The sequence below is a fragment of the Geomonas terrae genome (assembly GCF_004791675.1).
In the GTDB taxonomy this organism is placed as follows: domain Bacteria; phylum Desulfobacterota; class Desulfuromonadia; order Geobacterales; family Geobacteraceae; genus Geomonas; species Geomonas edaphica.
This window is the reverse complement of sequence record NZ_SRSC01000006.1, coordinates 85,929-109,244: the sequence shown is the minus strand read 5'-3', so window position 1 is coordinate 109,244 and position 23,316 is coordinate 85,929. Positions and strand designations below refer to the sequence as shown.

The window sequence follows — 23,316 nt, the reverse complement described above, 5'->3', positions numbered from 1 at the left end:
ATGATCCACAGCACCGCAATCATCCAGCCCGGCGCCAAGATCGCCGAGGGGGTCGAGATCGGCCCTTACGCCGTGATCGGCGAGAACGTGAGCATCGGCAAGGGGACCAAGGTGGGGCCGCACGCCGTCATCGACGGCTGGACCGAGATCGGCGAGAACAACACCATCTTCCAGATGGCATCGGTCGGGGCTATCCCGCAGGACCTCAAATACCGGGGCGAGAAGACCTGGCTCAAAATCGGCAACGGAAACACCATCCGGGAGTTCGCGAGCCTGCACCTCGGGACCGTGACCGGCGACGGCGAAACCACGGTCGGAGACAACAACCTGTTTATGGCCTATTCCCACGTGGCGCACGACTGCCACATCGGCAACAACGTCATCATGGCCAATTCGGCCACCCTGGCCGGACATGTCACCGTCGAGGACTACGCCATCATGGGAGGGCTCTCCGCGGTGCTGCAGTTCATGCGCATCGGCTCGCACGTCATGGTGGGGGGGATGACCTCGATAACCCTCGATGTACCGCCCTACACCATCGTTACCGGTGACCGTTCCGAAAGCCGGCTGCGCGGCCTGAACCTGGTCGGACTGAAGCGTCGCGGCTTCCCCGACGAGAGCATCTCCAGCCTGAAAAAGGCGTACAAGCTTCTCTCCATGTCGGGATTGAAGCTTGCCGAGGCGGTCGAGAAGATGAAGACCGAGGTGCCGAAGTGCCCCGAGGTGGACCACTTCATCGAGTTCATCGAGACCGCCAAACGGGGCGTCACAAGGTAAAAAAAGGAGGGTCAAGGTCGGGGTGCCGCAGGACGGACTTTCTCCGACCCGTGCCTCGACCTTGATCTCTTTTAGAGGTTCTATTTGCAAGAAAAGCAACAGTCAGTGATGATCGTCGCCGGGGAGGCCTCCGGCGAGATGTACGGCGCGCAGATCGCGTCCGCGATACGCACCCTTTCCCCCGACACCCGCTTCTTCGGGATGGGGGGGAACTGCATGCGCGAGGCCGGGGTGGAAACCCTGGTCGACGCCAACGTGATGGCGGTGATGGGGCTCGTGGAAGTGGTGGCGCACCTGCCGACCATCATAAACGGCTTCAACACGCTCAAAAACAAACTCCACACCGATCCTCCCGACCTCCTGATCCTGATCGACTACCCGGATTTCAACCTGAGGCTCGCCAAGGTGGCGAAGAAGGCGGGCATCAAGGTGCTCTACTTCATCTCCCCGCAGGTCTGGGCCTGGAGAAGCCACCGCGTGCACGGCATCGGCCGCGTCGTCGACATGATGGCGGTGCTCTTCCCCTTCGAGGTCCCCTTCTACCAGAAGGCCGGGGTCCCGGTCACCTTCGTCGGGCACCCGCTGCTCGACCTGGTAAAGCCGACCATGCGGCGTGACGAGGCGCTCGCCTCGCTCGGACTCGACCCGCAAAGGCGCTGCGTGGGGCTTTTCCCCGGCAGCCGCCTCGCGGAGGTGAAGAAGCTCCTCCCCGTCATCCTCGACGCGGCGCGCATCCTGAAGGAGCGCATGCCGGACCTGCAGTTCGTGCTGCCGCGCGCCTCCTCGCTCAAGGATGAGGACCTGGCCCCCTGCCTTTCCGGGGCGGGGCTCGACGTCGCCGTGATCGCCGGGAGAAACCACGACGTGATGACCGCCTGCGACGCGGTGATCGCAGCGTCCGGTACCGTGGTCATGGAGCTCGCCCTGGTCGGCGTTCCCCACGTGATCATCTACAAGATGTCCAAGTTCACCTACGAGGTGGGGAAACGGGTCATCAACGTGCCGCACATAGGGATCAGCAACATCGTCGCTGAAAAGCGGATGGTGAAGGAATTGTTGCAAGACGAAGCGGAGCCGTTGCCGATCGCAAACGAGATCGACGCGCTCCTGAACAACCCCGGTTACACGGCCGCCATGCGGGAAGATTTCGCAGCGATGAGAGTTAAGCTGGGCAGCGGCGGCGCCTTGGGCCGCGTGGCCCGGCTCGCCATGGAGATGATGAAATGAGTGCAACACCCCCGAAGAAAGTAAACGTTTTCATGCGGCTGGTCGGCTACAGCCGTCCTCACTGGTGGCGCATAGCACTTGCCGCCGTGGGCTCGCTCGGGGTGGGCGGGATGGACGGCGCCATGGCCTACCTCGTCGAGCCGGTCTTGAGGAAGATCTTTTCCGGCAAGGACACCGCCATCTTCATGCTGCTGCCGATCGGTATCGTGCTGCTTTACGCCCTGCGCGGCGTCTGCCGCTACACGAACGACTACTTCATCAAGAGCGCCGGCCAGCTGGCGGTCCAGGACGTGAGAAACGACCTCTACGCGAAGAACATGCACCTGAGCGTCGGGTACTTCAACCGCCACGAGACCGGCATGCTCATGTCGCGCGTTCTGGCCGACGTCGGGATGATGCAGGAAGGGGTGGCGAACGTCATCAGCGGCCTGTTCCGCGACGGGCTCTCGGCCATCGCCCTGCTCGGCGTCATCTTCTACCGCGACTGGCAGCTCGCCCTGATCTCCTTCGTGGTGATCCCGCTCACCGTGATCCCGGCCACGAAGATCGGCAAGCGGATCAAGCGGGTGGCGCGCCAGGGGCAGGAGAAGATGGGGGACCTGGCCAGCATCCTCCAGGAGACCTACTCCGGCATCAAGGTGGTGAAGGCCTTCGGCCTCGAGGGGCGCGAGATCGAGCGCTTCCGGGCGCGCAACAGCGACTTCTACCACTTCACCAGGAAGAACATCAAGTACGACGGCCTCTCGACCCCGATCATGGAGTTCATCACCTCCTTCGGCATCGCGGCCGTCATCTGGGTGGGTGGCAGCAACGTCATGCACGGCACGAAGAGCGCCTCGGAGTTCTTCTCCTTCATAACCGGCATGGTGCTCGTTTTCAACCCGATCAAGAGGCTTCTCTCCTCTTACAACAACCTGCAGCGCTCCATAGGCGCGGCGGAACGTGTCTTCGAGGTGATGGACGAGAAACCCGAGATCGTTGATGCGCCGGATGCCCGGGACCTCGGCAAGGTGAACGGCGAGGTGGAATTCCGCGACGTCCGCTTCAAGTACGAGGACGACTACGTGCTGCAGGGGGTGAACCTGAAGGCGAAGAAGGGCGAGGTGATCGCGCTCGTCGGACCCTCCGGCGGCGGCAAGACCACCCTCGTCTCCCTCATCACCCGCTTCTACGATCCGACCGGCGGCGCGGTGCTCATGGACGGCGTCGACATCCGCAAGCGGACCATGCAGAACCTTTTGCAGCAGATCGCCCTGGTCGACCAGGAGACGATACTTTTCAACGACACCATCGCCAACAACATCCGCTACGGACGCTCGCAGGCGACCGACGCGGAGGTCGAGGCCGCGGCACGGGCCGCCTTCGCCCACGACTTCATCATGGAGCTCCCGGAGGGGTACCAGACCAACATCGGCGACCGCGGGGTACGCCTCTCCGGCGGACAGCGCCAGAGGCTGTGCATCGCCCGGGCCATCCTGAAGGACGCCCCCATCCTCATACTCGACGAGGCGACCAGCGCGCTCGACACCGAAAGCGAGCAGATGGTGCAGAAGGCGCTCAATAACCTCATGAAGAACCGGACCACCTTTGTCATCGCGCACCGCCTCTCCACCATCACCCATGCCGACCGCATCGTGGTGCTGGAGAAGGGTGTTGTCGCGGAGATGGGGACCCACGAAGACCTGCTGCAGAAGGAAGGGCTCTACAGCCGCCTGCACGGCATGCAGTTCAAGGAGACGAAATCGTGGCCCGCAGGGTAACTGCAACGAGGAAGCTGCGCTGGAGACTGGAGTCGGTTGTGTTCATGGCCGCCTCCAACTTGGTGGCGCGCCTTCCGCTGCGTGCCGCGAACGCAGTCGGGCCGGCGCTCGGCAGGCTTTTGTTCCGTCTGCTGAAGCGGCGTCGCGAGATCGCGGTGCAAAACATCGAGCGCTCGCTTCCCTTCCTGGAAGCCCAGCCGGGGTGGGAACGGCGCAGTGCCGTCGAGCTTGCCCGTGAGACCTTCGAGAACCTCGGTCGTACCGCGGTCGAGGTCTGCCGCCTGTACCACGACAAGGGACAGGCGATGATCGATGCCGTCGAGTTCCGGGGACTGGAGCACTTCCAGAAGGCGCGCGAGCGGGGGCGGGGCGTGGCGCTTCTCACCGGGCACTGCGGCAACTGGGAGCTCATGGCGCTCTCCTTCGGCAGCCGGGTGCAAAACATCAGCGTGGTGGCCAAACGCCAGGACAACCAGTCCCTGAACGCCGTGCTGGAGAAGGTGCGCGGGCGTCACGGGAACTCGGTCATCTACGCCGACGGGGCGCTGCGCAACATGCTCGTCCAGTTCCGCCGCAACGGCGTCGTAGGGCTCCTGATCGATCAGGCCACCTGGACCCGCAACGGGGTGCTGGTCGATTTTCTCGGCCGACCGGCCTGGACCACCAACATGCTTGCCCTTTTGGCGCGCAAGAACCAGGTGCCGCTCGTGCCCGCCTTCATCCATCGTGAAGGGGAGCGCCAGGTGGTGGAGTTCCACCCGGAACTGGAACTGGAACCGGGGGCGGCGCACGCGGATATCGAGGTGCAGGACACGGTGCAGATGACCCGCTGCCTCGAGGATTACGTGGTGCAACACCCGACCGAGTGGTATTGGGTCCATCAGCGCTGGAAGCGCGCTCCGCAGCCGGCAGGTCCGGCGGACGGGGCGAAACCGTAACCCCTCCGCTTTGCGCCGAGGCCGCACCCGCGTTTGATCGCATAGGGGCCGGCGGCTTCCCCACTAAGGTTCCCGGATTATTTTGGAGGCCGGATGACGGCAGACCCCGCAGCAACACGTATGGCCAACCCCGATTCGTACCTTGAGTTTGTCGTCGCCGGCAGGCGGGTGGTGGCGCGCGCCTGGGCCGCAGACGCCGTCCGCGAGGCGTTGGCCGCGCCGACTCTGCACGACTGGGCGGCAGCCCGGCCGGAGCGCGACGTGATGCACGGCCGCGGCGCCTGCTACGGCGTCACCCTCCCCGGGGCAGAGCCGGTACCCGTCGTGGTGCGCCGCAACCGGCACGGCGGCCTGCTGCGCTACTTGACCGGGGAGCGCTTCCTCCCCCCCACCCGGGCGCCGCTGGAACTCGCCAACGCGGTCCGGCTCGCGGAAGCCGGGGTCCCGACCCCCGAGGTGGTCGCTTACGCGCTCTATCCCGCGGCGTTCCCCTTCGTCCGCTGCGACGTGATGACCCGGCGCCTCCCTGCGGGGGGGGACCTGCCGGAGCGCTGGCAGGCGAGCGATGCCGCCGGGCGCGAGGCGCTCATGCAGGCGGTGGCGCTTCTTTTGCGCCGACTGGAAGGGTGCGGTGCCTGGCACCCCGATCTCAACATGAAAAACATCTACCTGACGCACGCCCCGGTCCCCACCGCTTACCTCCTCGACGTGGACCGGGTGCTGTTTCCTCCGGAAGCGGAGGTCGCCCGGCGCAACTATGAGCGGCTCGCCCGCTCGGCGCGCAAGTGGCGCGACCGGTGGGGATTGCAAATCGACGAGGAGGCGCTGGCGCGGCTGGCATCCCTCGCTATGGAGAAAGATTGATGCGTTTTGCCACAGATAGGGTCTGTATCGTCATGATGAGCGCAGTCGGGGACACCGTGCACGTGCTGCCGGTGCTTCACGCGCTAAAGCGCGCCAACCCGGCCATGAAGGTGACCTGGATCCTGCAGCCCGGGCCGGCGATGCTGGTGCGCGGACACGCGCTGGTTGACGAGATCATCCTGTTCGACCGCAGCAAGGGGTGGCGCGGCTACCTGGAGGTACGGGAGCAGCTGAAGTCGCGCCGCTTCGACCTCGTGCTCGACCTGCAGGTGTACTTCAAGGCCAACATCATCTGCTCTTTCGTGAACGCGCCGGTGAAGCTCGGCTTCGATTTCGCGCGTGCCCGGGACCTCAACTGGCTCTTCACGACGCACCGCATTCCGCCGCATGCCATGCAGCACGTCCAGGACCAGTACCTGGAATTCTGCTCGTACCTCGGCGCGCCGACCTCCCCGGTGGAGTGGAACCTCGGGCCCTGGAACGACCAGGAGCGCACCTGGCAGCGCGATTTCTACGCGCAATTCGACCGTCCGGTGGTGCCCATCGTGGTCGCCACCAGCAAGGCCCAAAAAGACTGGGTCCCCGAGCGCTGGGCGGAGGTGTGCGACGCGCTGCACGGCGACTTCGGCCTGCAGCCGGTGCTGGTGGGTGGGCGCTCCCCGCGCGAGGAGAACGCGGAACGGATCATCATGGAGAAGGCGCGCATCAAGCCCTTCAGCAACCTGGGTAACGGCGGCCTGCGCGGGCTCGTCGGGGTGCTCGACAAGGCGGCGCTCGTGCTGTCGCTCGACACCGGCCCGCTGCATATCACCGTCGCCCTTGATCGTCCCGTGATCGCCCTCATGGGGTACTCGAACCCGAAGCGCGTCGGCCCGTACCGCAAGTTCGGCGACCTCGCCATCGACGCCTACGGCGAACCGGGCGAGGATTACCCGATCACCATGGAGAACCATCCCGACCGGATGGCGCGCATCACGGTGCAGGACGTCCTCGACAAGGTCGAGGTGTGGCGCAGCCGTTACCGCCAAGGCGAGGCGGGCGCCTAGCGCCCAAGGCGCCGACCGACCATGGTCCCGCCGTCAGGCGCGACCCCCCGTCCCCCGCTCGACACCCGGGACGGGAGAGAGAGCTGCATGTTCCTTCTTTTCTACAACCTGGCCGCCCTGATCCTTTTTCCAGCGCTGCTGGCGTTTCATCTTTTCCAGCTCCTGGCCGGTAAGAACCCGCCGGCACTTGCCGAGCGCCTCGGTGCGATCTCGGCGGAGCAGGTGCAAAAGATCCGGGGGCGCAAGGTGATCTGGGTCCACGCGGTCTCGGTCGGCGAGACGCAGGCGGCGCGTCCCCTCCTGAAGGCCCTGAAGGAGCGCCGCCCCGACTGGGCCCTCGTGGTCTCCAACACCACCGCCACCGGCCGGGCCGTCTCCGCCGGGATCCCCGAAATCGACGCCATCGTCTGCTTCCCCTTCGATTTTCTCCCCTCCGTGCGGCACGCCTTGGGCGTCGTGGCACCCGAGCTCGTGGTGATCATGGAAACGGAGATCTGGCCCAACTTCACCCGCGAGGCGGCGCGCCGCGGCATCCCGGTGGTCCTCGCGAACGGCAGGATCTCGGAGCGCTCCTTCCCGCGTTACCGCAAATTCGACTGGTTCTTCCGCCCGACCTTGCGCCTCTTTTCCCTGCTTTGCATGCAGGCGGCGGGGGACCTGGAGCGGGTGCTGGCGATCGGCGCCCCGCCGGAGCGAAGCGTGGTGACCGGGAACCTGAAATACGACGTCCCGTACCGCGAGGTACCGGCCGCAGAAAAGGCGCGGCTCCGGGAAGAGTACCGGGTCCCCGCCTCCGCTACCGTCATCTGCGCGGGGAGCACTAGGCCGGGGGAGGAGGCGTACCTGCTCGCCTCCTACCGGGAGCTCAAGCGGGAGCGCGACGACCTGTTCCTGGTCCTCGCGCCGCGCCACCCCGAGCGGACCGCGGAGATCGCCGCGCTTTTGGAGCGGGATGGCTTTACCTACCGGCGCTGCAGCGCGCTCGACGGGTGGAGTGGTTTCTTTGCGCCGGGCGAGGTGCTCCTCGTGGACGGGGTGGGACAGTTGATGAGGCTCTACGCCCTCTCCGACCTCTGTTTCGTGGGGGGAAGCCTCGTGGAGCTCGGCGGGCACAACCTGCTGGAGCCCGCCTCGTGCGGCATCCCTTCCACCTTCGGGCCGTACATGAACAACTTCCGCGACATCGCGGCGCTCGTGCAGCGCTACCGCGGCGGGGTGCAGGTGCCGTCGCCGGGCGAGTTGACCGAGATCTGGCGCGAGCTTCTCGCCGACCCGGACCGGCGCCGGGAACTCGGGCACAACGCGCTTTGCATGATGCGGGAGAGCGGCGGGGCGACCGCGAAACACATGGCGCTCATGGACCGGTTCCTGGACAAACTCCCTTAATTTACTTCCCATATCGGCGTGGTTATGGCATCATTGCCCGATTTCAACGCCGAGAAAGCCATAATGCAATCAGTTCCACGTTTTGATAAGTCCGCTCGTCCCGCCGGTCCGTCCTGCGCTGGGGGCAGCCCCAGCGGCGCTACGGGTGCCCGATGAAGCCAATAGACCGCAGCCGTGTTCGCAAAATCCTCATCCGTGCCGTCAACTGGATCGGCGATGCCGTGATGACCACCCCGGCCGTCGACACCGTTCGCGCCAATTTCCCCGAAGCCGAAATCACCGTGCTTGCCAACGAGGCCGTCTCCGAGGTCTTCCGCGTCTATGACGGCGTGGACCGGGTGATCACCTTCCACCGAAACGGCCGTCACAAGGGTGCCCTCGGGCGTCTGCGGCTCGCCGCCGAACTGCGCCGCAGCCGCTTCGACCTGGCCGTCATGCTCCCGAACTCCTTCGATGCCGCCCTCGTCCCCTGGCTTGCCGGGATCCCGCAGCGCGTCGGCAAAGACAGCGACGCCCGCAGCATCATACTCACGCACCGCTTTCCCCGCGTACTGCTCAAGCCGGACACGCATCAGGTGCTGAACTACCTGGCCATGCTGGAGTATTTCGGCCTCAACCCCTCGCCGGCGCACCTTAGACTGCAGACATCGGCAGAGGAGGACGCCGAGATGGAGGCGCTCCTCGCGGCGCGGGGGATCGCCCCCGGGGACTTCGTCCTCGGCGTGAACCCCGGCGCCACCTACGGCTCCGCCAAGCGCTGGTATCCCGAGCGCTTCGCCGAGGCCGCGCGCGAGCTGGCCGGACGCTGGGGCGCCCGGGTCATCATCACCGGCGGACCGGGTGAAACCGAGATGGCGGGGAAGATCGCCGAGTTGCTGGAAGGGGACTGCGCCGACTTCGCCGGGAAGACCTCGGTAAGGCAGCTCATGGCGCTCATCAAGCGTTGCAACTTCTTCATCACCAACGATTCCGGGCCGATGCACATAGCCGCGGCCTTCGACGTCCCGCTTGTCGCCATCTTCGGTCCGACCGACCACCGCACCACGAGCGCCTTCTTCGAGCGCGGCGCCATCGTGCGCCGGGGGGCCGACTGCGCTCCCTGCATGAAGCGGGAGTGCCCCATCGACCACCGCTGCATGACCGCGGTGACCGCGGGCGATGTGATCGAGGCGGCGGACGGCCTCTACCAACGGCTCGGCCTCGGCAAGGGGGGGCGGTGAAGCTTCCCTCGGAGCACTACTACCGCGAGCTCGTGGAAGGAAAGCGAGAGGCTGTGCGGGACCGGCTCCTCCTCGCCCTGCTGCGTGCTCTGGCCGTTCCCTACGCGGGGGTGCTGAGGCTTAGGGCGGCTTTCTACCGCATCGGCCTCTTGCCGTCGCACCGCCTGCCGGTCCCGGTCATCTCGGTCGGGAACATAGCACTCGGCGGCACCGGCAAGACGCCGGTGGTCGCTTGGCTTTCGCAGTACCTCATAAAGCGCGGCAAGCGGGTCGCCGTCCTTTCCCGCGGGTACGGCGGTTCCGCCGAAGGGGAGCTCCACATCGTCTGCGACGGCAAGAGCATGCTCCTTCCCCCCGAAGCATCCGGGGATGAGCCGTACCTGCTGGCGCAGAAGGTCCCGGGGCTCATGACCGTCATCGGGGCGAACCGGTACCGCGCCGGGCTCTTCGCGCTCAAAGAGTTGCAGCCGGACGTCTTCATCCTGGACGACGGGTTCCAGCACCTGCGCCTGAAGCGCGATCTCGACATCCTGCTCCTTGACGCGAAGCGTCCGCTGGCCGGCGGCCGGACCCTTCCCGCTGGGTTTCTGAGGGAGCCTGCGGGAGCGGTGCAGCGAGCCGATCTCATCGTCTATACCCGCTGCGTCCCGGGGCTTGTCCCCGAACCGGTCGCGCAGAAGCCCGCCTGCCGCAGCAGCCACCGGCTCACCGGCCTTATGCCGCTCGCGGGGGGCGCCCGCGTCGGTCTTCAAAGTGCGGCAGGAGCGCGGGTGACCGCCTTTTCAGGCATCGCCGACCCCGCCGGTTTCTTCGATCTTTTGGAGGCGGGCGGGGTGAGGCTCACCGCGACCCTGGCCTTTCCGGACCACGCAAGCTACGGCGAGGACGAGATCGCCGCCATCTGCCGGCTGCGGGACGCCTCGCGCAGCACCGTTCTCATCACCACCGAGAAGGATGCCGTGAAACTCGCGCCGTACCGGGAGAGGCTCGGCAACTGTTTCGTGACGCTGCTCGAGATCGAATTCGAGGAGAGCGGCGCGCTGCTGGACAAGCTCGATAAGCTGTTTCGCTAACCCTTGCTCGCAGAAGGCTCTATGCGTGTACTAATCATCAAGACCTCGCCTCTGGGCGAGCTGGCCATCGCACTCTCCGTGCTCGACTACCTGAAGCAGGCGTCGCCCGGCATCGAGATCGACTGGGCGGTCGAAGAGTCGCTGCGGCAGGTGCTGGAAGGTCATCCGGACGTAAGCCTGCTGCACACGGTTCGCCCCGACGCCTGGCGCCGGCAGCCCTTCGCCGCCTCGACCCGCAACGAGGTGGCGGCGCTCAGGGGGGCGCTTGCCGAGCGCGCCTACGACATCGTCTTCGATCTGCAGGGGGACCTGAAAAGCGGCCTCATCTGCAAGCTGACCGGCTGCCCGAACCGCATAGGTTTCGAGAAGGAGGATCTGAAGGAGGGGGTGAACGCCTTTTTCACCACGCGCCGGATCCCGATGCGGCGCCAGGACCAGCACCTGGCCGACAAGTACCTGCGCCTGGTGAGCATCCCCTTCGGCAAGGACTTCAGGCAGATGCCCCTTTGCGTCACGATCGGCGTCTCTGCCGAGGACGACGCCGATGCGGCGGCGCTCTACGCGACCCTTTCCGACGGCCTCGTCTTCCTCTTCCAGTGCGGCAGCTCGCTGCCGACCAAGCTCTGGAGCGAGGCGGGGTGGATCGCCCTGGGGACCGCGCTTTTGGAGCGTTTCCCGGACGCGACCATGCTGCTTCCCTGGGGGAACGCCGGTGAAAAAGGGGCGGTGGCCCGCATCGCCGCGGGTATCGGGCGCGGCGCACGCGTGCTCGAGGCGTACCACCTGAATGGGCTCGCGGCGGTGATGAAAAAGGCGGACCTCGTGGTGGGGGTGGACTCCGGCCCGCTGCACCTCGCGGCCGCACTCGGCACCCCCACGGTCTCCCTCTACCGCTCCAGCGATGCCCGCAGCGTCGGGCCGCGCGGCGAGCAGCACGCCGTCTTGCAGTCCCCCATGCACTGCGCCCGCTGCCTGCGCAAGCAATGCGACAAAGACCTCGCCTGCCGCGACACCATCAAGGTGGAGGCGGTGCTGGCCTGCGTCGAGAAACTGTTGACGGATCATTCATGAAGATAACCGCTACCATCATCACCCTGAACGAAGAGAAGTTCATCGGCGACTGTTTAAAGAGCCTCGACTTTGCCGACGAGATCGTGGTGGTCGACTCGGGGAGCACCGACCGTACCGAGGAGATCTGCCGCGAAAACCCGAAGGTCCGCTTCGTGCACCGGGCATGGCCCGGCTTCGGCAAGCAGAAAAACGCCGCGGCGGAGCTTGCGCAAAACGACTGGATCTTCAACATCGACGCCGACGAGCGGGTCTCGCCAAGGCTCAAGGAGTCGATCCTGAAGGTGGCCGAGGGGGGGGCTCCCTGTTACCGGGTGGCGCGGGAGAACTACTTCGGCGACCGCTGGATCAGGCGTTGCGGCTGGTACCCCGATTTCAACAAGCGGCTCTACGACCGCAGGGAATGCGCCTTCAGCGAGAAAGAGGTCCACGAGGCGCTGGAGTGCCGGGGGAGGGTGGGGGAGCTCGATGGGAATCTGGTGCACAAGACCTATTCCGGGCTCTCCGACTACGTCATCCGGATGGAGCGCTACTCCACCTTGGCGGCACGGGAGCTGGTCAAAAAGGGGAAGCGGCCTGGGCTTGCCCATCTTCTTTTCAAACCCCTCTTCACCTTCTTCAAGATGTACGTCCTGAAGCTCGGTTTCCTCGAAGGGGGGATGGGGTTCGTGCTGAGCACCATCTACGCCCATTACACCTTCTACAAGTACGGCAAGGCGATCGAGCTGAACCGCGCGGAAAAGGAGCTTCGACGCGGCTAGGGCCGGGGGCGATGCCGCGGCCTTACGGGTGCCGCGGGAAGGATACAGGTTCAAAGAGTGACAGAAAAAGCATGCATGCAGGAAAAGCAAAGCCGCACCTTCAACATCCTCCACACCGAGTGGTCTCCAGACGGCTGGGGTGGGCAGGAACGGCGCGTCATCCAGGAGTGCCTGAGGGTGCGCGAGATGGGGCACAACGTGGTAATCGCCTGCCAGCCCGGGAGTGCGGTGCTCGAGAACGCGAAGCACGTCGGTATCCCGGTGGAAGAGGTGCCGATGCGCCGGGTCCTCGACCCCGCCGCGGTCTGGAAGATCTACCGCGCCATCAAAAAGCACCGCATCAACGTGGTAAGCACGCACAGCAGCAAGGACAGCTGGTCCGGCGGCCTGGCGGCCAAGCTGGCCGGGGTCGAGCTGTTGATCAGGACCCGCCACATGGCGAACCCGATCTCGCAGAGCCCCTTCAACTTCGTCTACCGCATGCCCGATGGCATCGTCACTACGGGCGAAGCGGTCCGGGAGGCGATGATCAAGGACAACGGCATGGCGCCGGAGCGGATAGTCTCCATCGCCACTGGCGTTTCCCTGGAGCGCTTCGACCCGAGCCGACCGGTCAACCCCGGGCTCAGGGAGGAGCTGGGGATACCGGAGGACGCCCCGGTGATCACCATGATCGCCATGCTGCGAAAGGGGAAGCGCTACGACGTCATGGTGGCCGCGGCGCAACTGTTGAAGGATGAGTTCCCGCAGGCGCGCTACCTGTTCGTCGGCGACGGTGCGGGGCGTGCCACGATCGAGGGACTGGTCCGTGAGGCCGGCCTCGAGCACCAGGTGACGCTGACCGGCTACCGCAGCGACATCCCGGAGCTGCTCGCCATTTCGGACGTGGCGGTGCTCACCTCGGAGCTGGAAGGGGTGCCGCAGGGGATCACGCAGTCGATGGCCATGGGGCTCCCCGTGGTGGCTGCCCCGGTGGGGGGGCTCGCCGAGCTGGTCCTCGACGGCAAAACCGGCTTTCGCGCGCAAAGCGGCGACCCGGCGTCTTACGCCACGGCCATCGCGAAGCTATTGCGCGACGAGGCGCTGCGCGGAAGGCTCGGCACCGCCGCACGCAACCATGTGCTCCAGGGGTACACCGAAGAGATGATGGCAATAAGGACGCTTGAGTTCTACCACCGTATTCTGGACGCGAGGAAGAAGGGGCGGTGAGCGCCTGTCGGACACGGCAGGCCGGACCCGGCGCCGTCAGGGCAGGCGGGCGCGGTCGGCCGGTGGCGTGGCAAAGGAGTGGTTCCTGTTGATCAACAAGGCGGCTACCTTCAAAAGGACCGGTCCCCGCATCACCCTGTTCCGCTGGACGGCGTGGTTCACCGCGGCCAACGCGGTGGTGCTCATGCTGATATCCGTGCAGTACCTGAAGCTTATGCCGCCGCCGGACTCGGCGCTGGCGACCGCTTCTTTGGGCATCTCCTACCTCGGGCATTTCTTCTCCCTGGCCTTCTACCTATTCCCGGCAAGCGCGCTGATGATCGCCCTCTACCCGCGCCGATGGGCGGTTTCCGGGCTTTCCGCCGCACTGCAGCTTGCCCTGGTGCTGGGGGTCGTCATCGACACCCTGGTGTTCACCCAGTACCGTTTTCACCTGAACGGGATGGTGTTGAACCTGCTCGCCAGCGGCGCCGCCGGTGAGGTGCTCCCGATGACCGGGAAGCTCTGGCTCCTTTTGGCGCTCGCCGTGCTGGTCGGCACGCTGGCCGAGTACGCCATCGCCTGGGTTTGCTGGCGCTGGGTCGAGAAAAGAAGGCGCAGCGTGGGGGGAGGTGTGGCCCTCGCCGTCACGCTGCTCGTCCTCTCCACCCACGCCGTGTATGCCTGGGCCGACGCCAACTACGTCACCTCCGTCACGAGCCAGGCGCGTTACCTTCCCGCCTTCCAGCCCCTCACCGCGAAGCGTCTGCTCGCAAGGCTCGGGCTTGCCGGCAAGCGGGAAGAGGGGGGGCTTGCCATCCCCGGCCCGCACAGCGGCCTGCATTATCCCCTGGAGCAGCTTTCCTTCCGGGAGCCGCCGCAACGGCTGAACCTCCTGGTCATCGCCATAGACAGCTGGCGCTTTGACAACCTGACCGCCGAGGAGACCCCCAACATCTGGCGCCTGTCGCAAAAGGCGTGGCGCTTTGAAAACCACCTAAGCTCCGGCAACGCGACGCGCTTCGGGATCTTCGGCCTGTTTTACGGCCTCTACGGCACCTACTGGCACGCGGTGCTGGCCGAGGAGCGGAGCCCCGTGCTGATGCGGGAGCTTTTGCGCCGCGACTACCGGATGGGGATCTACGCCAGCGCCCCGCTGGTGAGCCCCGAATTCGACCGCACCGTCTTCGCCGATATCCGCGGCAAGATCGACCTGCGCACCGGGGGGGACTCCCCGGCCGCGAAGGACCGGGCCATCACGGACAAGATGCTCAAGTTCATCGACGCCCAGTCCGCGCGGGCGCCGTTCTTCGGCTTCATGTTTTACGACGCGCCGCACACCCAGGGGCACCCTCCCGGTGTCGCGCCGTTCCAGCCGGAGCTTAAAGAGGTCAATTACCTCAAGCTGAACAACGAGTACGATCCGCGCCCCTTCTACAACAGGTACCGCAACTCGGTTTACTACGTGGACACCCTGGTGGGCGAGGTGCTCGTGGCCCTTGAGAAAAAGGGGCTCATGGAGCAGACCGTGGTGGTGATCACCGGGGACCACGGTGAGGAGTTCAACGACCTCAAGCTCAACTACTGGGGGCACGGCGGCAACTTCTCCAGGTACCAGACCCAGACCCCGATGGTGATCCTCTGGCCGGGCAAGGGGGCGCACGTCTACAGCCATGCTACCACTCACCTCGACCTGGTCCCCACGCTGATGAAGGAGCTCCTCGGCTGCCGCAACGAGCCCGGGGCCTTCAGTAACGGCCGTTCGCTGCTGGATACCGGGGCACGCCCTTTCACGGTGATCAGCTCCTGGGATACCTTCAGCGTGAACGAGCCCGACCGCATCACGGTGACCCACCCCGCAGGCGATATCGAGGTGCTCGATGCCGCCTACCGCCCCATCAGGGGGGCTGCGCCGCGTCCCGGAATAGCCGTCGACGCAATGCGCGGCATGGGGAAGTTTTTCGCCCGATAGGGCATTAGGAGGAGTTATGACACAGCCGCTCGTTTCGGTCTGCATACCCGCGTACAACGGCGCGGCGTTCATCGGACAGACCCTCGAATCGGTGATCGCGCAGAGCTATGAAAACGTCGAGATCCTGGTGGGGAACAACTGCTCCACCGACGCCACCGGCGAGATCATCGACCGCTTCTGCGCACGCGACCCGAGGGTCGTTCACGTAAGGCACGAGAAAAACCTCGGGTACGTAGGGAACCTGAACACCCTTTTCGCCATGGCGAAGGGGGAGTACGTGGCCTTCTACCATGCCGACGACGTGTACCAGCCCACGCTGGTGCAAAAAGAGGTGGAGATCCTCGACGCCAACCCCGAGGTGGGCGCCGTCTTCTGCAAGGCAAAGAATTTCTGCGACGACCTGGAGCAGGCGCGCCGCTGCAAACAGCGCTTCCTGAAACCGGGGGGCGCCATGAAACAGGGGGACGGGTACCTCTGGGGGGGGATGGACGCCTTCCTCCCCATCTTCCTGCGGGAAGGGAACTTCATCGTCTGCCCGAGCTTCATGACCAGGAGGGGCGCGCTGGAGCGGGCCGGGCTCTGGAGCGACGCCTACGTCGGTCCGGAGGATCTGAACCTGTGGCTGCGTTACCTTAAAAACGGCGTCCCGCTCGCCGTGATCACCGACTACCTCATCTACTACAGAAAGCACACCGCGTCCGGAACCGCCACGCTCAGGGCCATTTCCCCCGGCTTCCAGCGGGACAACCACTTCCGGCTCCTGGACGACTTCCTCGGGGAGAACCCGACGGCGGCCCCCGCGCATCACCTGCGGGCTTACCGCAAGCGGAAGGCGAAGATCATGCTCAAGGTGGCCGGGGCCTACCGCGAGATGGGGGATACGGCGAACTACCGCGAGTACGTGGATCGCTCGCTCAAGGCCTGCCGCCTCCCGTTTTTGACCAAGCGGGGGCTGGTGCAGCGCTTCCCGCAGCTCGCCTTCCGGCTGGGATTGCCATGAAAGTCGCCCTGATCCGCCAGAAATACACCCCTTTCGGCGGGGCGGAGCGCTACATGGTGCGACTGATCGAGGAGCTTGTCGCCCTGGGGCACGAGGTGCACGTCCTGGCGTCGAGCTGGGACGCGGAGGGTGGCGAGAAGATCCGGCTGCACCCGGTCTCCGTGGCCCGCAAGCCCGGCTGGCTCAAGTCGCTCACCTTCTCGCTCGGATGCAAGCGCATCATCGAACGCGAGCGCTTCGACGTGGTCTTCAGCCTGGAGCGGACGCTCAGGCAGGACATCTACCGCGCCGGCGACGGCTGCCACCGGATCTGGCTTAGGCGCAAGAACCTGGGACGGGGGTGGCTCGCGCGGCTTGCCACCTACCTGAGCCCGTTCCAGCTCGCCTACATGGCCCTGGAACGGCGGCTCTACACCGATCCAGCCCTTGCCGCGGTGATCGCCAACTCGGAGATGGGCAAGCGCGAGATCGTGGAGCTCTACGGGGTGCCCGAGGAGAAGATCCGGGTGGTGTACAACGGGGTGGACGCGGCCAGCTTCCCGCTGCAAAGGCGCGAGGAGTACCGGGCGCGGTTGGCCGAAGCGTACGGGCTCGGGGAAGAGCTGCGCATCCTCTACGTGGGGAGCGGCTTCAAGCGCAAGGGTGTCCCTGCCCTGATCGAGGCTGCGGCGAAGATCACCGTTCCCTTCAAGCTCTTCATCGTCGGGAAGGGGCGCACCGGGGCGCTTATGCGCCGGGCTCAGCGCCTGGGGGTGGCGCAGCAGGTGGTGTTCACCGGGCCGGTGCGCGACGTGGAGCGTTTCTATCTCGGCTGCGACATCTTTGCCTTCCCGACCCTCTACGACCCCTTCAGCAACGCCACGCTCGAGGCGATGGCCTGCGGGCTTCCCGTGGTGACCTCGCGCTACAACGGCGTGGCGGAGCTGATACGCGACGGGGAGCAGGGGGTCGTGTTGCGCGATCCGCTCGATGCCGGGGAGATCGCGGCGGCCGTGGCACAGCTCGCCGATCCGCTGCGCCGCTTGAGGATGGGGGCGGCGGCCGCCGAAGCTGCGGCACCCCTTACCATGCAGCGTAACAGCAGGGAAACCCTGGAGGTGATCGGGGAGGTTCTGGAGAAAAGGTAAGGGACGGTGTTGCGGAAAACGTAAAAAAAGATTTACTTGTGCTCCGCGAAGGTGGCATATAATCCGTTTCCGTATCCGGTGCGGCCGGGGCTATCCGCGGCAGCGGCACCCCGCCGGCCGCACCAGGTCCATTGGGAGGTCAACATGAAGAAGATACTGGTTACCGGCGCCGCCGGTTTCATCGGCTTTCACCTGACGCAGCGGCTTTTGGCACGCGGCGACCAGGTGGTAGGGATCGACAACCTAAACGACTACTACGACGTCAACCTGAAGCTCGGCAGGCTCGACCTGCTGAAGGAGCGCGACGGCTTTCGCTTCCTGAAGATGGGGCTCGAGGATCGGGAACCGCTGCACCGCCTGTTCGAGGAGGAGCGTTTCGACGTCGTGGTGAACCTCGCGGCGCAGGCGGGGGTGCGCTACTCGCTCGTTAACCCCTACGCCTACATCGACAGCAACATCCAGGGCTTCATCAACATCCTAGAGGGGTGCCGGCACCACGGCGTGAAGCACCTGGTCTACGCCTCCTCCAGCTCGGTCTACGGCGCCAACACCACCATGCCGTTCTCCGTGCATCACAACGTCGACCACCCGGTCTCCCTCTACGCCGCCACCAAGAAGGCCAACGAGCTCATGGCCCACACCTATTCGAGCCTGTACGGCATCCCCACCACGGGGTTGCGCTTCTTCACCGTCTACGGACCGTGGGGGCGGCCGGACATGGCGCTCTTCCTGTTCACCAAGGCGATCCTCGAGGGGCGCCCCATCGACATCTTCAACTACGGGAAGATGCGCCGCGACTTCACCTTCGTCGACGACATCGTCGAGGGGGTGATCCGGGTGAGCGACAAGGTGCCGCAGGGGAACCCCGCCTGGAGCGGCGACACCCCGGATCCGGGCACGAGCTACGCCCCGTACAAGATCTACAACATCGGCAACAACTCCCCGGTGGAGCTGCTCCGGTTCATCGAGGTGCTGGAGGATACGCTGGGGCAAAAGGCGGAGAAGAACCTCCTCCCCATCCAGCTCGGCGACGTACCGGCGACCTACGCCGACGTCGACGACCTGATGGCCGACGTCGGGTTCAGGCCCGCCACCTCCATCGAGGAGGGGATCGGGCGCTTCGTCAAGTGGTACCGGGAGTTTTACCGCGTCTAGCCCGGCCGGGTCGCCCGGAGCCCCCGCTTCGCTTGCCGAGGGGGGCACCGGCGCCACGGCCGCACGACGGCGATTTGTCATGCAATAACGAACATCTCAGGAGAGCGCATGAAGGTAGTGATACTGGCCGGCGGTTTCGGCACCAGAATCAGCGAGGAGTCCCACCTAAAGCCCAAGCCGATGATCGAGATCGGCGAGCGTCCCATCCTCTGGCACATAATGAAGATGTACTCCCACTACGGGTTCAACGACTTCGTGGTCTGCCTAGGCTACAAGGGGTACTGCATCAAGGAGTACTTCGCGCATTACTTCCTGCACGAGTCCGACGTCACCTTCGACTTCAAAAATGCCAACCAGCGTCTCATCCACCACCACTCCGCCGAGCCGTGGTCGGTCACATTGGTCAACACGGGGCTCGAGACCATGACCGGCGGACGCGTGAAGAGGGTGAAGGATTACCTCGACGGGGAGACCTTCATGCTCACCTACGGCGACGGCGTCTCCGACGTCCCCATCGACAAACTGCTCGAATTCCACCGCTCCCACGGCAAGCTTGCCACCGTCACTTCCACCCAACCGCTCGGGCGCTTCGGCGCGCTGGACCTTGCCGAAGACAAGCGGGTGCGCGGCTTTCAGGAGAAGCCCAAGGGGGACGGCTCCTGGATCAACGCCGGTTTCTTCGTGCTGGAGCCGGAGGTGCTCGACCTCCTCGCCGGGGACGCTACGGTACTGGAAAAGGAGCCGATGCAGTCGCTTGCGCGGATGGACCAGTTGGTCGCCTTCACCCACAGCGGGTTCTGGCACCCCATGGACACCCTGCGTGACAAGAACTACCTGGAAGAGCTTTGGAAATCAGGAGATGCCCCGTGGAAACAGTGGTGAGCTCCGCCATCTGCACTCCTTCAGCCGGGGAGAGCGGGACGGGTAGCGTATGAGCAAAAGGAAACCTGGCTTTGATCCTGCCTTCTTCCGCGGCAGGCGTGTCTTTGTCACCGGCCATACCGGCTTCAAGGGGGCCTGGCTGATCCTGTGGCTGCACCGGTTGGGCGCCGAGGTCACCGGCTACGCACTTGATCCCCCCACCGATCCCAGCCTCTTCGGGCTTGCCGGGTTGAAGGAGCTGGTCCATTCGGTGACCGGCGACGTGCGCGACCAAGGGACGCTCGTCCGGGAGCTCGTGGGGGCGCGCCCCGAGATCGTGATCCACATGGCGGCGCAGCCGCTCGTGCGCGAGTCGTATGTGAACCCCGTGGAAACCTACGCGACCAATGTGATGGGGACGGTGCACCTCCTGGAGGCTGTCCGCAGCGCAAAAGAGGTTCGTGCGGTGGTGAACGTCACGACGGACAAGTGCTATGAAAACCGGGAATGGCCCTGGGGGTACCGCGAGAACGAGCCGATGGGTGGGTACGACCCCTACTCGAGCAGCAAGGGGTGTTCCGAGCTGGTGACCGCTGCCTACCGCAATTCCTTTTTCAACCCCGCCGACTACGAGACCCACGGCGTGGCACTCGCCTCGGCGCGCGCCGGCAACGTGATAGGGGGCGGCGACTGGGCGGCGGACCGCCTGGTGCCGGACTGCATCGCGGCGCTTCTCAAGGGAGAGCCGGTGCGCATCAGGAACCCCCATGCGATCCGTCCCTGGCAGCATGTGCTGGAGCCCCTCTGCGGCTACCTCACGCTTGCCCAGAGGCTCTACGAGGAGGGGCCGCGCTGCGCCGGCGCCTGGAATTTCGGCCCGCAGGACGAGGATGCCCGTGAGGTCGAGTGGATCGTGCAGCGGATGTGCGAGCGTTGGGAGGGGGATGCCTCCTACGTCGTCGATAAAGGCGAGCACCCGCACGAGGCGCACTACCTGAAGCTCGACTGCTCGAAAGCCCGGGGACACCTCGGCTGGAGGCCGCGTTGGAGTCTCGAGACCGCCATCGACATGATCGTCGACTGGACCCGTGCCTATGAGCGGGGCGAGGATCTGCGGCTGGTCTGCGAGGCGCAGATCGATGCGTACCAGGGCGTCGCGGGGGCGGCGCGGTGAGCGGCGTCCGACTGGTGCAAGACGTTCCCGCAGACCGCCATCTGCTGATCCGGGTGCCGGAGTGGATGGGGGAGCGGGTGGAAGTCATCATACAAAAAACAGCAGGGGGGATCTCCCTTGTCCCGGAGGCGGACGACTGCACGCAACTGCAGCAGGCCGGCGGCTTCCTGGTCAAGGTGCTTTCCTCGGAGGCAGAGGATGTCTGGAATGAGTTATAGCGGCAGGGTTTTCAAGCTCGCCTTCGGCAGCGATGGCGAGCAGAGACAGCGCCCGGCGCTGGCCCTGGGCGAGCCGGACGCGGCGGGGGACATCGAGTTTCTTTTTATCACGACCACGGAGCACGAGGGGAGCGGCTCTCGCCTTGAACTTACCCCTGCGGTCTTCGACGGGCCGGGTCTGCCGCATCCTTCGGTGGTGCACCTGGACAAGAAGTACGTCCTCCCGAAAAGCGCCATTGCGGGGGAAGCTGCCGCGGTGACCGAGGACTTCCTCGAGAAAGTGCTGAGGGAACTGGCGATCCAGGCGGCCCTCAAGCACTACCGGGTGAAGCACGCGAAGAAGAAGGATTTCGCCCCCGGCGACCGCATCTCCTACGCGGGAAGGGTCTTCGACGAGAGCGAGATCGCGACGCTGGTCGACTCCTCGCTCGACTTCTGGCTTACCACCGGACGGTACGCCGAGCGCTTCGAGAAGGAACTCGCCTCCTACCTAGGCGTCGCCCACTGCTCGCTCACCAACTCGGGCTCTTCGGCGAACCTCCTCGCCTTCATGGCGCTGACCTCGCCCAAGCTCGGTGCAAGGAGGATCGCCCGCGGCGATGAGGTGATCACCGTCGCGGCGGGTTTCCCGACCACGGTCGCCCCCATCATCCAATACGGCGCGGTCCCCGTTTTCGTGGACGTGACGCTGCCGACCTACAACATCGACTGCGCCAAGCTCGAGGGGGCGCTTTCTCCGCGCACCCGCGCCGTCATGGTGGCCCACACGCTCGGGAACCCCTTCGACCTCGCCGCCGTAAGGGAGTTCTGCGACCGTCACAAGCTGTGGCTCATCGAGGACAACTGCGACGCGCTCGGCTCCCGCTACCTCTACAAGGGGGAATGGCGTTTCACCGGGACCATCGGCGACATCGGTACCTCGAGCTTCTACCCGCCGCACCACATGACGATGGGGGAGGGGGGGGCGGTCTATACCGACGACCTCATGCTGAAAAGGCTCATCGAGTCCTTCCGGGACTGGGGGCGTGACTGCTGGTGCCCTTCCGGGCGCGACAACACCTGCTCCAACCGCTTCGGACAGCAATTCGGCGAGCTCCCCGCCGGGTACGACCACAAGTACGTTTACTCGCACTTCGGTTACAACCTGAAGGTAACCGACATGCAGGCGGCGATAGGGTGCGCGCAGCTTGAGAAATTCCCCGCTTTCGTCGAGGCGAGGAAACGCAACTGGCAGCACCTGAGAAAGGGGCTCGACCACCTCGCCGATCACTTCGTGCTCCCCGAGCCTACCGTGAACGCGGATCCCTCCTGGTTCGGCTTCCTTCTCACCGTGCGCCCCGAGGCCCCCTTCACCAGGGACCAGGTGGTGCAGCACCTCGAAGCTAAAGGGATCCAGACGAGGATGCTCTTCGCCGGGAACCTCGTGAAGCACCCTTGCTTTGACGAGATGCGTGCAAGCGGAGAGGGGTACCGCGTGGCGGACGCACTCGCCACCACCGACATCATCATGGAGAGGAGCTTCTGGATCGGGGTCTACCCCGGCATGAGTGAGGCGATGCTCGACTTCATGATTGAACAGTTGTGTTTTTGCGCGCGACCGCGGGAGAGTCGGTGAAGAACGTCCTGGTAACGGGGGGGAGCGGGTTCGTCGGCAGAAGCATCGTCGCGGCGCTGTCGGGCAGGTACCGCGTCCTCGCGCCCGGAAGAGCTGAGGTCGACTTTACCGACGACGCGGCCGTCGACGCCTTCTTCAAAAAGAGCGACATCGATGTGATCATCCACGCCGCCACAAGGCCAGGGCACCGCAACGCGGCGGATCCCACCGGGGTGCTCTACGCGAACACCCGCATGTTCCTTAACCTCGCCAGGAACGCCGCAAGGGTGGAGAGGTTCATCCTGCTCGGCTCTGGTAGCGAATACGACGTGCGGCGCAACCTGAGCCGCGTGCCGGAGGACGCATTCGGAGCGAGCCTGCCGCTCGACGAGGGGGGGCTCTCCAAGTACGTTGCCTCCGCCTACATGGAGCGGTTCCCGGGACAGATGGTGAACCTGCGTCTTTTCGGGGTGTTCGGGGCGCATGAAGACTGGACCATCCGGTTCATCTCCAACGCGATCTGCAAGACGCTCTTCGATCTGCCGATAACGCTGCGGCAAAACCGCAGGTTTGATTACCTCTTCGCCGATGACCTGATGCCGGTTCTGGAGCACTGCATCGAGAACCCGATGCGGCACACGGCGTACAACGTGACGCCGGACCGGAGCGTCGAGTTGTTGGAGCTTGCCGAGCTGGTGCGGGCCAGGTCGGGAAAGGATCTGGAGGTCCTCGTCGCACAGCCGGGGATGGGGCTTGAATATACCGGCGACAACGCGAGGCTGCACCGTGAACTCCCCGGCTTGTCCTTCACCCCCATGGTCGAAGCGGTGGACCGGCTGTACCGCTGGTACCAGGAGAACATAGGTCTCATTGCCCGGGAAAAACTGCTGCAGGATAAGTAAGTAGG

Annotated in this window: 21 protein-coding genes; all 21 read left to right on the top strand. The window is 65.2% G+C overall.

The genetic code is table 11. The features are described from left to right. Positions 1–777 carry an acyl-ACP--UDP-N-acetylglucosamine O-acyltransferase gene (gene lpxA, locus E4633_RS19895; protein ID WP_135873031.1) on the top strand — a complete coding sequence of 259 codons (777 nt, stop codon included), beginning with the start codon at positions 1–3 and terminating at the stop codon, positions 775–777. 108 nt (positions 778–885) lie between these two features. Beyond that, a complete protein-coding gene (gene lpxB, locus E4633_RS19890; RefSeq protein ID WP_162605047.1) occupies positions 886–2,004 on the top strand; it encodes a lipid-A-disaccharide synthase in 1,119 nt (372 codons plus the stop codon). Next, positions 2,001–3,764, top strand: coding sequence for a lipid A export permease/ATP-binding protein MsbA (msbA, locus tag E4633_RS19885; RefSeq protein ID WP_135873027.1), 1,764 nt, complete (start codon positions 2,001–2,003; stop codon positions 3,762–3,764). Before lpxB ends, msbA begins: the two co-directional genes overlap by 4 nt. Beyond that, complete coding sequence (locus tag E4633_RS19880) at positions 3,749–4,702, top strand: lysophospholipid acyltransferase family protein (protein WP_246038265.1); 954 nt, start codon at positions 3,749–3,751, stop codon at positions 4,700–4,702. Before msbA ends, E4633_RS19880 begins: the two co-directional genes overlap by 16 nt. Positions 4,703–4,795: 93 nt before the next feature. Further along, complete coding sequence (locus tag E4633_RS19875) at positions 4,796–5,566, top strand: lipopolysaccharide kinase InaA family protein (RefSeq protein ID WP_135873025.1); 771 nt, start codon at positions 4,796–4,798, stop codon at positions 5,564–5,566. Beyond that, positions 5,566–6,612 carry a glycosyltransferase family 9 protein gene (locus E4633_RS19870; RefSeq protein WP_135873023.1) on the top strand — a complete coding sequence of 349 codons (1,047 nt, stop codon included), beginning with the start codon at positions 5,566–5,568 and terminating at the stop codon, positions 6,610–6,612. Before E4633_RS19875 ends, E4633_RS19870 begins: the two co-directional genes overlap by 1 nt. A gap of 87 nt (positions 6,613–6,699) precedes the next feature. After that, positions 6,700–7,998, top strand: coding sequence for a 3-deoxy-D-manno-octulosonic acid transferase (locus E4633_RS19865; protein WP_135873021.1), 1,299 nt, complete (start codon positions 6,700–6,702; stop codon positions 7,996–7,998). Positions 7,999–8,150: 152 nt separating this feature from the next. Then, positions 8,151–9,218 carry a lipopolysaccharide heptosyltransferase II gene (gene waaF, locus E4633_RS19860; RefSeq protein ID WP_135873019.1) on the top strand — a complete coding sequence of 356 codons (1,068 nt, stop codon included), beginning with the start codon at positions 8,151–8,153 and terminating at the stop codon, positions 9,216–9,218. Next, positions 9,215–10,291 carry a tetraacyldisaccharide 4'-kinase gene (gene lpxK / locus E4633_RS19855; protein ID WP_135873017.1) on the top strand — a complete coding sequence of 359 codons (1,077 nt, stop codon included), beginning with the start codon at positions 9,215–9,217 and terminating at the stop codon, positions 10,289–10,291. The genes waaF and lpxK overlap by 4 nt, the downstream gene beginning before the upstream one ends. 21 nt (positions 10,292–10,312) lie before the next feature. After that, complete coding sequence (gene waaC / locus E4633_RS19850; protein ID WP_135873015.1) at positions 10,313–11,362, top strand: lipopolysaccharide heptosyltransferase I; 1,050 nt, start codon at positions 10,313–10,315, stop codon at positions 11,360–11,362. Beyond that, entirely contained in the window at positions 11,359–12,120 is a 762-nt protein-coding gene (locus E4633_RS19845; protein ID WP_135873013.1) for a glycosyltransferase family 2 protein, read from the top strand. The genes waaC and E4633_RS19845 overlap by 4 nt, the downstream gene beginning before the upstream one ends. Before the next feature lie 75 nt (positions 12,121–12,195). Beyond that, positions 12,196–13,329, top strand: coding sequence for a glycosyltransferase (locus tag E4633_RS19840; RefSeq protein ID WP_135873011.1), 1,134 nt, complete (start codon positions 12,196–12,198; stop codon positions 13,327–13,329). Positions 13,330–13,417: 88 nt separating this feature from the next. Next, positions 13,418–15,280 (top strand): DUF3413 domain-containing protein, encoded by a 1,863-nt coding sequence (locus E4633_RS19835; protein WP_162605046.1) that lies wholly within the window; start codon positions 13,418–13,420, stop codon positions 15,278–15,280. A gap of 16 nt (positions 15,281–15,296) precedes the next feature. Next, entirely contained in the window at positions 15,297–16,280 is a 984-nt protein-coding gene (locus E4633_RS19830; protein WP_135873007.1) for a glycosyltransferase family 2 protein, read from the top strand. Beyond that, a complete protein-coding gene (locus tag E4633_RS19825; RefSeq protein WP_135873005.1) occupies positions 16,277–17,407 on the top strand; it encodes a glycosyltransferase family 4 protein in 1,131 nt (376 codons plus the stop codon). The genes E4633_RS19830 and E4633_RS19825 overlap by 4 nt, the downstream gene beginning before the upstream one ends. Before the next feature lie 144 nt (positions 17,408–17,551). Then, a complete protein-coding gene (locus E4633_RS19820; RefSeq protein ID WP_135873003.1) occupies positions 17,552–18,562 on the top strand; it encodes an NAD-dependent epimerase in 1,011 nt (336 codons plus the stop codon). Between the two features lie 108 nt (positions 18,563–18,670). Further along, entirely contained in the window at positions 18,671–19,444 is a 774-nt protein-coding gene (rfbF, locus tag E4633_RS19815; protein WP_135873001.1) for a glucose-1-phosphate cytidylyltransferase, read from the top strand. A 49-nt stretch (positions 19,445–19,493) separates the two neighbouring features. Next, entirely contained in the window at positions 19,494–20,597 is a 1,104-nt protein-coding gene (gene rfbG / locus E4633_RS19810) for a CDP-glucose 4,6-dehydratase (RefSeq protein ID WP_135872999.1), read from the top strand. Next, a complete protein-coding gene (locus tag E4633_RS19805; protein ID WP_135872997.1) occupies positions 20,594–20,815 on the top strand; it encodes a hypothetical protein in 222 nt (73 codons plus the stop codon). The genes rfbG and E4633_RS19805 overlap by 4 nt, the downstream gene beginning before the upstream one ends. Then, positions 20,796–22,430: a lipopolysaccharide biosynthesis protein RfbH gene (rfbH, locus tag E4633_RS19800; RefSeq protein WP_135872995.1), complete on the top strand. Its 1,635-nt coding sequence runs from the start codon at positions 20,796–20,798 to the stop codon at positions 22,428–22,430. Before E4633_RS19805 ends, rfbH begins: the two co-directional genes overlap by 20 nt. Next, complete coding sequence (locus E4633_RS19795; protein WP_135872993.1) at positions 22,427–23,311, top strand: NAD-dependent epimerase/dehydratase family protein; 885 nt, start codon at positions 22,427–22,429, stop codon at positions 23,309–23,311. The genes rfbH and E4633_RS19795 overlap by 4 nt, the downstream gene beginning before the upstream one ends. Positions 23,312–23,316: the final 5 nt, after the last annotated feature.